Raw genomic sequence first — 9,051 nt, 5'->3', positions numbered from 1 at the left:
CGCGGGCCCGCGACCCCTGGCACGGCACCTCGCCGCACGGCCGAATCGCCCACGTACGTCCAGTACGAGGACGACCCGACCGCACGCCGAGGTACCGCACCAGACGCCGCGGGCTGATCCACGAAGATCGACGAGACACCCCCTAGCGGCGCCGGACATGAGAAGGGGCGCCCGGAGAATCTCCGGGCGCCCCTTCTCATGTCGTAGGAACTAGCGGCCCCTGCCGCCGCCCTTCGGCATCCGCATGCCCTTCGGCATCGGACCCTTGGGAAGCGGCATGTTGCTCATCAGATCGCCCAGCGCCCGCAGCCGGTCGTTGGTGGCGGTCACCTGGGGGCCGGTCAGCACCCGCGGGTACTTGAGCATGGTCGTCCGCAGCTTCTTCAGCGGGACCTGGCCCTCACCGTCACCGACGATCACGTCGTGCACCGGCACGTCCGCGACGATCCGGTTCATCTTCTTCTTCTCGGCCGCCAGCAGGCTCTTCACCCGGTTCGGGTTGCCCTCGGCCACCAGCACGATGCCGGCCTTGCCGACCGCGCGGTGCACCACGTCCTGGCTGCGGTTCATCGCCACCGCGGGGGTGGTCGCCCAGCCCCGGCCGATGTTGTCCAGTACCGCGGCCGCCGCACCCGGCTGGCCCTCCATCTGCCCGAACGCGGCCCGCTCGGCCCGGCGCCCGAACACGATCGCCGTCGCCAGCAGACCGAGCAGCAGGCCCAGGATGCCGCCGTAGACGGGGTGCCCGATCAGGAAGCCGATCACGAGGAGGACGGCGAAAATGCCGAGCCCGACAGCCGCGAGTACAAGACCGATCGTCTTGTCGGCCTTGCGGGTCATCTTGTACGTGAGGGCGATCTGCTTCAGTCGCCCTGCGCTCGCGGCGTCCGCCGCGGTTTCCTTCCTCGCCATGCTCACGAGTCTACGTGGCCTCGGGAGCACTCTCGACGGCGGTGCCCGGCGTAGGGCGGGGGTTACGGACGGGTGGCGGCGCGGTCCAGGAACTGCTGCGCCTCGACCCGGTCCTTGGCGCGGCGGCGGTCCTCCAGGACGGAGGTCCAGGCGTTGCGGCGGGCGGTGCGCTGGCCGCCCTGAAGCAGCAGCGTCTCGACCGCGCGGAGGGCGACGGTGAAGGACGGGATGGCGGTGGCGCGGACGGGTGCGGCCTGCATGATCGAGGTCCCCCCTCGGTACGGGTGGTGTACGGGGCGTGATTCCAGGGTCACTGTTCGGTGTTACCAGTGCGTGACCGACCGGTCAAACGGTGGTGAAGCCTCGGCTCGCGTTCCCCACACGCCGACGCGGCCCCGCCATGCGCCCTCATCAGCGAGGACGGACGGGACCGCGTCGACTCGGCCATTACTGGCCAGTAGGAACTTGTGCGTGATTTCACACGACTCGCTCACACCGCCTGGGCGGCGATGTAGTTACCACGCTTCTCGATCGCCATCTGGTAAAGGCGCCCGGCGCGGTAGGAGGAGCGGACCAGCGGGCCCGACATCACACCGGAGAAGCCGATCCGCTCGGCCTCCTCCTTCAGCTCCACGAACTCCTGCGGCTTGACCCAGCGCTCGACGGGGTGGTGGCGCACGGAAGGACGCAGGTACTGGGTGATGGTGACCAGCTCGCAGCCGGCGTCGTGGAGCTGCTGGAGCGCCTCCACGACCTCCTCGCGGGTCTCGCCCATGCCCAGGATCAGGTTGGACTTGGTGACCAGGCCGAAGTCGCGGGCCTCGGTGATGACCTTCAGCGAGCGCTCGTAGCGGAAGCCGGGGCGGATGCGCTTGAAGATGCGCGGGACCGTCTCGACGTTGTGCGCGAAGACCTCGGGGCGGGACTCGAAGACCTCGGCGAGCTGCTCGGGCACCGCGTTGAAGTCGGGGGCCAGCAGCTCGACCTTGGTGCGGCCGGCCTCGCGGCCCGCGGTCTGGGCGTGGATCTGGCGCACGGTCTCGGCGTACAGCCAGGCGCCGCCGTCCTCGAGGTCGTCGCGGGCGACACCGGTGATCGTGGCGTAGTTGAGGTCCATGGTGACCACGGACTCGCCCACGCGGCGCGGCTCGTCCCGGTCCAGAGCCTCGGGCTTGCCGGTGTCGATCTGGCAGAAGTCACAGCGCCGGGTGCACTGGTCGCCACCGATGAGGAAGGTCGCCTCGCGGTCCTCCCAGCACTCGTAGATGTTCGGGCAGCCGGCCTCCTGGCACACGGTGTGCAGGCCCTCGCTCTTCACGAGGTTCTGCATCTTGGTGTACTCGGGTCCCATCTTCGCCCGCGTCTTGATCCACTCGGGCTTGCGCTCGATGGGGGTCTGGCTGTTACGGACCTCCAGGCGCAGCATCTTGCGTCCGTCGGGTGCGACTGCGGACACGACCGGCTCCCTGCTTGTTGCGAAGTAAGTCTTCGATTCTTCGGCGTACACCAGGGTACGCCCGTGTTCATGGGGTCCTACCGGGGGTGAAAACCTCGCGGACGCAGGCCGCATTCCCGGATCAGACCGCGGCGGGCTTCTCGATCACCCGGGGGGCGAGGACGGCCTCGGCCATGACCTCGCGCAAGTGGCGTTCGACCACGGGCACGACCTCCTCGATCGTGACGTCCCGGCCCAGCTCGCCCGCGAGCGAGGCGACACCGGCGTCACGGATTCCGCACGGGATGATGCGGTCGAACCAGCGGTTGTCCGGGTTCACGTTCAGGGCGAAGCCGTGCATGGTGACGCCCTTGGCCACGCGGATGCCGATCGCGGCGATCTTGCGGTCCTCGCGGCGCTGGCCCGCGTTGGAGGGGGCGTACTCCGGGCCGTTCATCCGGGGGTCGAACTCCTCGTCAGCGATCCGGGGATCGAAGTCGAGGGAGAGACCGCCGAGGCGCTGCTCCACCGGGTCGCCCAGCACCCAGACGCCGCTGCGGCCCTCGACCCGGGTGGTCTCGAGCCCGTACTCCGCGCAGGCGCGGATCAGGGCCTCCTCCAGGCGGCGGACGTGGGCGATGACGTCCACGGGGCGGGGGAGCTTCTGGATCGGGTAGCCGACGAGCTGGCCCGGACCGTGCCAGGTGATCTTGCCGCCCCGGTCCACGTCGATCACGGGGGTGCCGTCCAGCGGGCGCTCGCTCGGGTCGGTGCGGCGGCCGGCCGTGTACACCGGGGGGTGTTCCAGCAGCAGCACAGTGTCGGGGACCTCGTCGGCGAACCGGGCGGCGTGCACCCGGCGCTGCTCGTCCCACGCCTCCTGGTAGTCGACGGCGTCCGCGCCGAATCCCATGTGGACGAACCGCAAGTCACTCACGGCAAGCGCCTCCCTAAGCCGGGCACCCCTCGTCGGGTCTGTCAGGCGCGTACGGCGCCCACGCCACTGTACGTCCGGACGGGTGGCGTCAGCCGCGCGGGTAATCCTCACACGATCGGATGAATGCACGGCGAACTGTGCGACGACTTGTTCACTCTCCGCTACATTCGCGCCGTTCGTGAGGCCAAAAGGGCTGTTCACAGCCCGTCCCGGCACCTCAGTGGCCTGTCAGGCAGGAGACCGCACCGCACATGACGGACCGACCCGCGCAGCGCACCCCCAACCGCCAGCTCGCCGCGCTCATCGCAGAGGCGGGGTTCTCCAACGCGGGTCTGGCCCGTCGCGTCGATCAGCTCGGCCTGGAGCACGGGCTGGACCTCAGATACGACAAGACCTCCGTCACCCGCTGGCTGCGTGGCCAGCAGCCGCGCGGGACCACTCCCGCGCTGATCGCCGAGGTCTTCACCCGCCGCCTCGGCCGCCGGCTCACCGCCCAGGACCTCGGGCTGGACGCGTGCGCGCCGGTGTACGCCGGGCTGGAGTTCGCCGGCACGCCCGAGGAGGCCGTCGACATCGTCAGCGGGCTGTGGCGCAAGGACTCGGGCAGCCATGCCGAGCTGCGCAAGATCGCGTTCACACCGGCGGGGCTGGTCGTGCCCAGCCGGGACTGGCTGATCGGCAAGGCCGACGACCGGGTGGCGCGCGAGCCCGCCGTCCGGGTACCGGCGCAGGCCGGGCCCGCACGCGCCCCCGCGCCCCCCGCCGAGCGCTCCTCCGGGCACCGGGTGACCGGCGGGGACCTGGCCGCGCTGCGCTCGGTGGGGGAGCTGTTCCGGGCGCTGGACGACCAGTACGGCGGCGGGCACGCCCGGCAGGCCCTCGTGCGCTACCTGGAGCACGAGTGCGAGCCGATGCTGCGCGGCAGCTACTCCGAGCAGACCGGCCGCAGACTGTTCGGCGCCGCCGCCGACCTCACCCGGCTCGCCGGCTGGACCTCGTACGACATCGCCGCGCACGGGCTCGCCCAGCGGTACTTCGTGCAGGCCCTGCGGCTCGCCCAGGCGGCCGGGGACCGCGGCTACGGCTCGTACGTGCTGGTCACCATGAGCCGCCAGGCCGTCTACCTCGGGCACGGGCGGGAGGCGGTGCAGCTGGCGCGGGTCGCCCAGCAGGGGGTCGGGACCGGCGCGGCACCCGTCGTGCAGGCGCTGCTGCACGCGGCGGAGGCGCGGGCGCACGCCGTCCTCGGGGAGACGCGGGCGTGCACCGGCGCACTGGTACGCGCCGAACGCGCCCTGGAGACGGCCCGGCCCGGCGACGACGTGCCGCACTGGGCGCGCTTCTTCGACGAGGCCCAGCTCGCCGACGAGCTCGGCCACTGCCACCGGGACCTCCACCAGTTCCGGGCGGCCGCACAGCACGCCGAGCGCTCGCTCCGGCTGCGCTCCGCCGCGCACGCCCGCAGCCGGCTCTTCTCCCGCGTCGTCCTGGCCACCGCCCGCCTGGGCCTCGGCGACCTCGACCAGGCCTGCACCCTCGCCGCCGAGGCCGCCGCCCAGGCCGCCGACATGCGCTCGGTCCGCGCGGTGGAGTACATCCGCGACTTCGAACGCCGCCTGGAGCCCTACCGCGACGCGGCCCCGGCCCGCGGGTACCGGGAGCGGGTGGCGGCGCTGGGTTAGCGGCCCAAGGGGGCGCCCCTTACGGGGGCGCCCCCCCAGGGCCCGGCCCGGCGGGCCTCCCGGGTCAGGCCGCCCGCGGCATCGTCGCCGGGGGGTCCGCCAGGTGCAGGGAGGAGGCGACTCCCAGGTCCGTCAGGACGGCCGTGGTGGCCCGGGTGGCCGAGTGGAGGGCGCCCTGGAGGGTGGGGGTGTCCCGGTGGTCGCCGCAGACGTAGAGGCCCGCCAGAAGGCGTACCGGGCGGTGGGGGTCGTAGGCGGGGCGCGTGGCCGGGACGGCGTCCGGGGTGTGGTGGACGGCGAGGGTCTCCCAGCGGTTGGTGGATGTGCCGTACAGGCGGGACAGGTGGCTGCGGACGGCGGCGTCCACGTCCTCGGGCGGGGTGCCGAGCACCGTCGAGGAGATCAGGGTGCGGCCGGCCGGGGCGCGGCTCGGGTCGACGTTGCTGACGACCGCCGTGTGCGCGACCGGGCCGCCCCGGTCCGCGTCCAGCAGCAGCGAGCTGCCCGTGGACAGCGCCGGGCCGGGGTCGTCGGTGGTGTGGTGGACGACGGTGACCGGGTGGAAGCCGGGGACGCGGAGCCCCGGCAGCAGCTCGGCCGCCGCACGGGCGTCCGTGGCCAGCAGGACCGCGCGACAGCGCAGTACGCCGTGCTCGGCGGTGGTGACCGAGGTGGTGGAGACGGAGGTGACCCGCACCCCGGTCCGCACGGTGCCCGGCGGCAGGGCGCGCGCCAGCCGCTCGGGCAGTACCTCCGCGCCCCCCTCCGGCACGCTCAGCCGGCCTCCGGCGAACGCCCGCAGGGCGAGGTCGGCGCCCCGGCTGGACGTGGTCAGCTCCGGGTCGCACAGCAGCGTGGCGAGCAGCGGCCGCAGGAAGCCCTCGACGGTACGGGCGGGGACCCCCCGCGCCGCCAGCGCGTCGGCGGCCGCCTGCTCCGGGCGGGCCAGCAGCCGGTCCACCGGGGTGGCGGCGATCCGGGCCAGCGCGGCGTTCAGCCGGGCCTGGTCCCACGCCCCGCCGACCGGTGTCCCGGTCCGGCCGGGGAGCACGGCGACCGGCCCCCTGGGGGCGCTCGCCAGGGCGCGCGCCACATGGAGTGCGCCCCGTGCGCCCCCTACGGGTGCCGGGGCGCCCGCGCGGTGCCTGCGGCCGTCCCGGTGCAGCAGCACACCGGGCGCGAACTGCCGCAGCGCGAGCGGTTCCAGGCCGGGCACGGTGCGCAGCTCGGTGCCGGGGGTGGCAAGGGGCCGTCCGACCCGGTCGAGGCGGAAGCCGTCGACCCTCTCGGTCGACATGCGGCCGCCCACCTCCGGGGCGGCCTCCAGGACTGCGGTCGTCACTCCTGCGCTGGTCAGCCGATGGGCCGCCGCGAGTCCGGCGGCCCCGGCCCCCACGACGACGACGTCCACCTGGTACGCGGGCTCAAGCACGAGGCCCCTCCTGTGGTTGCACGGCGGTGGAGAGGTCATGCCCTCAACTGGCCCGCCGGATACGCGAGTTCGGGTCGAGGTTAGGGTCAATGTCGGTCAATGCCAGTCGCGCATCGGCAGGGCACGGTCGCACGGCGGTCGCATACGCTCATGACCGCTCGGTGCCCGCGAGGATCGCGCCTATGCCGCCGGCCTACTCCGCCGCGCGGATCGTGTCCTCGATGCCGGGGAAGGCGAACTGGAACCCGGACTCCAACAGCCTCTTGGGCACCACCCGCTGACTGCCCAGCACGTCCTCCGCCATCCCGCCCAGCGCCGTCCGCAGCACCGCCGCCGGCACCGGGAACGGCGTCGGGCGGTGCAGCACCCGGCCCATCGCCTCGGTGATCTCCTGGTTGGTCAGCGGGTGCGGCGCGGTCAGGTTGAACGGCCCGGACAGGTCCTCGCGGTCCAGGATGTGCCGGATCGCGGCCACCTCGTCGTGCAGCGCGATGTAGGACCAGTACTGCCTGCCGTTGCCCAGCCGCCCGCCGAGCCCCGCCTTGAACAGCGGGAACATCTTGGCCCACGCCCCGCCCGCGGCGGACACCACGAGACCGGTGCGCACGAACGCCGTCCGTACGCCCGCCTCCCGCACCGGCGCGGCCGCCTCCTCCCACTCCTCGCACACCGAGGGCAGGAACCCCTCGCCGGGCGGGGCGTCCTCGTCCACGATCCGGTCGCCGGTCTCGCCGTAGAAGCCGATCGCGCTGCCGTTCACGAAGACGCGCGGCGGCTCCGGCAGGGAGGCGGCGGCCTCCGCGAGCGCGGTCGTGCCGAACACCCGGCTGTCCCGGATCACCCGTTTGTACTCCGGCGTCCAGCGCTTGTCGCCGATCCCCGCGCCCGCCAGGTTCACCACCGCGTCGACGCCGGTCAGCCCGGCCGCGTCCACGTAACTCTCCTGGGGGTCCCAGCGGACCTCGTCCGGGCCCTGCGGCTCGCGCCGGACCAGCCGCACCACCTGGTGCCCGTCGTCGGTGAGGGACCGCACCAGGGCGCTGCCGATGAGACCGGACGCGCCGGTCACCGCGATTCGGGAAGAGTCCATGATCCCAGCATGCCCCGCGGGCCCGGAATCAGGGCGGCCGTCTACTCCCTACGACGTGATCAGCTCACCCGTGTCCACCGGCACCGTCGCCGTCTCCGCGCGCCGGGCGTCCGCCGAGACCTCCGCCGCCGTCAGCGCGTACCCCGTCTCGGAGCTGGAGGTGGAGCGGGCGAAGACCACGCCGAAGACCCGGCCGTCCGTGGTGAGCAGCGGGCCGCCGGAGTTCCCCGGCCGGACGGTGGAACGGACGGAGTAGATCTCGCGGGTGACCGTGCGGTCGCTGTAGATGTTCTGGCCGGTCGCCCGCACCCGGTTCGCCACCGTCGCCGCCTGGAGGTCCAGACTGCCGTCCTGCGGGTAGCCCGCGACCACCGCCGACTCGCCGCGTCGGGCGGAGGAGTCGAAGGGGAGCACCGGGGCGCGCAGATTCGGTACGTACAGCACCGCCACGTCCTTGTTCGGGTCGAACAGCACCACCCGCGCCTGGTACGCCCGGCCGACCCCGCCGATCCGTACCGTGGGGTTGTCGATGCCGGCCACCACGTGCGCGTTGGTCATCACCCGCCGCGGGGCGTACACGAAGCCGCTGCCCTCGCGGCCCTCGGCGCCCGCCGAGCCCTCGATCTTCACCGTGCTGCGCCGGGCCGCCTCCGTGGCCGCCGGCGTCACGCTGTCGCCGGAGGGCTCGGCCACCTGCGCGGTCGACTCGTTCTCGAAGGGGTTGAAGACCTGGGGGAAGCCCGCCTCCGTCAGCGCGGAGGTGGCCCGCGAGAACCAGGCGGGGGTGGTCTCCGGCATCGCCCGCTGCACCGCGCCCAGCAGGGCGGAGTTGCGGATCGCCGTGGTCACCGTCTGCGAGGGCGCCGCGCCCAGCACACTCGCCGCGACCCACGCCACGAGGAGGACGGCGACCCCGTTGGCCGCGGCGCCCCCGATGCCGTCCGCCACCCGCAGGGGGCCGCTGCCCGACCGGTCCATCCGGTTGCGCAGCCTGAGCGCCAGGCGGCCCGCCAGCTCGTGCCCGATCATGCCGGGTACCAGGACGGTGAGGACCGCGACCACCGTGGCCGCCGCCGAGCCGCGCGTCACCAGCCCCGTCACCCACGGCAGCGCCCACACACCGACCGCCGCGCCGCCCACGAAGCCGGCCAGCGAGACGCAGCCGGCCACCAGCCCCCGCCGGTACCCGGAGGCCGCGTACAGCAGGACCACCAGCACGAGCAGCACGTCGAGCAGGTCCACGAAGCCGCCTTTCTGTCGGACCTTCTTATACGGACGGGGTGGCCCCGCTGATCAGTCGCACGCCCGGAGGCATCCCGTATGCGTGTACCCACAGAAACGCCCCGGACCTGGACGATGGTTCCACCGGGTGGCACACCACACATCGCGGACCCGCCGCGCCGGACCGACAGTGGGATCATGAAATGGACGCGTCCGTGGCCTGCCGTGCGCCTGCCCGGCGCCCTCACGGCCCTGACCGCCGTCGTCGCCCTGCTGCTGCCCGTACGGGGCAGCGAGCGCGTCGTCACGGCCCACCCCGCGCATCCCGCGCCGAGCACCGCC

At 73.3% G+C, this 9,051-nt stretch carries 8 protein-coding genes; 1 reads left to right on the top strand and 7 read right to left on the bottom strand.

From position 1 onward, the window contains the following. Window positions 1-210 precede the first annotated feature (210 nt). The 4 genes from CCN33_RS18110 to lipB form a co-directional block, all read right to left on the bottom strand. Window positions 211-912 (bottom strand): DUF4191 domain-containing protein, encoded by a 702-nt coding sequence (locus CCN33_RS18110; RefSeq protein WP_030807686.1) that lies wholly within the window; start codon window positions 910-912, stop codon window positions 211-213. Window positions 913-974: 62 nt separating this feature from the next. Next, window positions 975-1,172 (bottom strand): SCO2195 family GlnR-regulated protein, encoded by a 198-nt coding sequence (locus CCN33_RS18105; protein WP_030807683.1) that lies wholly within the window; start codon window positions 1,170-1,172, stop codon window positions 975-977. A 230-nt stretch (window positions 1,173-1,402) separates the two neighbouring features. After that, window positions 1,403-2,368 (bottom strand): lipoyl synthase, encoded by a 966-nt coding sequence (lipA, locus tag CCN33_RS18100; protein ID WP_086694627.1) that lies wholly within the window; start codon window positions 2,366-2,368, stop codon window positions 1,403-1,405. A gap of 121 nt (window positions 2,369-2,489) precedes the next feature. Then, window positions 2,490-3,284 (bottom strand): lipoyl(octanoyl) transferase LipB, encoded by a 795-nt coding sequence (gene lipB, locus CCN33_RS18095; protein WP_086694626.1) that lies wholly within the window; start codon window positions 3,282-3,284, stop codon window positions 2,490-2,492. Window positions 3,285-3,535: 251 nt separating this feature from the next. On the opposite strand from lipB, the gene CCN33_RS18090 reads away from it, so the two are divergent. After that, on the top strand, window positions 3,536-4,966 hold the full coding sequence (locus CCN33_RS18090; protein ID WP_086694625.1) for an NsdA family TPR-like regulatory protein: 1,431 nt from the start codon (window positions 3,536-3,538) through the stop codon (window positions 4,964-4,966). Window positions 4,967-5,030: 64 nt separating this feature from the next. Here CCN33_RS18090 and CCN33_RS18085 read toward each other — a convergent pair whose 3' ends face one another. The 3 genes from CCN33_RS18085 to CCN33_RS18075 all read right to left on the bottom strand — a co-directional run bounded on the left by CCN33_RS18085 (window position 5,031) and on the right by CCN33_RS18075 (window position 8,730). Continuing rightward, entirely contained in the window at window positions 5,031-6,398 is a 1,368-nt protein-coding gene (locus tag CCN33_RS18085) for an NAD(P)/FAD-dependent oxidoreductase (protein WP_086694624.1), read from the bottom strand. A 193-nt stretch (window positions 6,399-6,591) separates the two neighbouring features. Then, window positions 6,592-7,488: a TIGR01777 family oxidoreductase gene (locus CCN33_RS18080; protein WP_086694623.1), complete on the bottom strand. Its 897-nt coding sequence runs from the start codon at window positions 7,486-7,488 to the stop codon at window positions 6,592-6,594. Window positions 7,489-7,536: 48 nt separating this feature from the next. Continuing rightward, window positions 7,537-8,730: a MarP family serine protease gene (locus CCN33_RS18075; RefSeq protein WP_086694622.1), complete on the bottom strand. Its 1,194-nt coding sequence runs from the start codon at window positions 8,728-8,730 to the stop codon at window positions 7,537-7,539. Window positions 8,731-9,051: the final 321 nt, after the last annotated feature.

The organism is Streptomyces recifensis, from assembly GCF_002154615.1.
Classification (GTDB): domain Bacteria; phylum Actinomycetota; class Actinomycetes; order Streptomycetales; family Streptomycetaceae; genus Streptomyces; species Streptomyces griseoluteus.
The sequence above is the reverse complement of the archived record's forward strand: the minus strand, read 5'-3'. Positions and strand labels throughout refer to the sequence as shown.